The organism is Mesorhizobium sp. B2-3-6, assembly GCF_006442305.1.
In the GTDB taxonomy this organism is placed as follows: Bacteria; Pseudomonadota; Alphaproteobacteria; order Rhizobiales; family Rhizobiaceae; genus Mesorhizobium.
This window is the reverse complement of the sequence record NZ_VFVW01000027.1, coordinates 1-1,066: the sequence shown is the minus strand read 5'-3', so window position 1 is coordinate 1,066 and position 1,066 is coordinate 1. Positions and strand designations below refer to the sequence as shown.

At 57.4% G+C, this 1,066-nt stretch carries 2 protein-coding genes; both read left to right on the top strand.

Annotated elements, in window-relative coordinates; genetic code table 11:
• Window positions 1–316: low affinity iron permease family protein (locus tag FJ953_RS30325; protein ID WP_246674943.1), on the top strand; the 316-nt coding region annotated here is incomplete at its 5' end.
• A 93-nt stretch (window positions 317–409) separates the two neighbouring features.
• On the top strand, window positions 410–1,066 hold a 657-nt coding region (locus FJ953_RS30320; protein WP_246674942.1), incomplete at its 3' end, for a phospholipase D-like domain-containing protein.

The following is a 1,066-nucleotide window of genomic DNA, read 5'->3' as shown; positions in this document are numbered from 1 at the left end:
CCCGATCACGAGCGTGCTCACCTCAATTGGCACGTTGACCTCTCGGCCGGCAGCATTCCTGGTGCTGCTGGCTTACACGGCCCTTTGGCTATTTCTCGACAGGGCGAGTTTGAACTGGCACGGCGCGGCGACCCTGTTCACCTGGGCCATGACACTGTTCATTCAACGCGCAGAACATCGCGACACGCAGGCGATCCATGCCAAGCTGGATGAGATGTTGCGAACGAATAGCTCGGCATCGAACATCACCAGAATCGATGATGAGGAACCAGAGGAAATCGAAAAGCATCGCACTCGTAAACAGCAGGGCGATTGAGATGTGCCATGCGGACTCGCGGCGCTACGGGCGGGTGCGGACCCAGTGAGGTTTGGCGTAAACCGGGGAAGGCTGCTTAACAGCCTCAAATACGTGGCCGTTGCCGTCATCGCCAGCCTGATCACGTTGCTCAGCATAAACTTGGCACCAGAGCCACGCATTTTGCGAGCGCTTGTCCCGCACCGTTTCGACGCGTCGGATCCCGATTTTGCAAGGAGCATGAGCAGTTATTCGCAAGGACAGCTGTTCGATTCAAACGCGGTACAAACCCTTGTCAACGGAGATGAGATCTTTCCTTCAATGCTGCAGGCAATCCATGCGGCTCGGTCTACAATTGATTTCGAGACCTATATCTATTGGTCGGGGGCCGTCGGTTATGAGTTCGCGACCGCGTTGGCAACCAAAGCCCGGGAGGGTGTCGAGGTCCGTGTGCTCGTTGACTGGGTCGGCAGCCTGCCGTTCGATGAAGACCTGATCGAGATCATGACAAGCGCCGGCGTGCGGTTCCAGCGCTATAGACCTATTCATTGGTATACGTTGGATCGTGTAAACAACCGGACCCATCGCAAGCTGCTCATCGTTGACGGGCTGGTCGCGTTCACCGGCGGCGTCGGTATTGCCGACAACTGGCTCGGAAACGCCCGCAATCCAGATGAGTGGCGCGACACGCACTATCAAGTCAAAGGACCCGCAGTGTCTGCCTTCCAGGCGGCATTCGCGGAAAACTGGTTGGAGACGGCCGGCGAGACA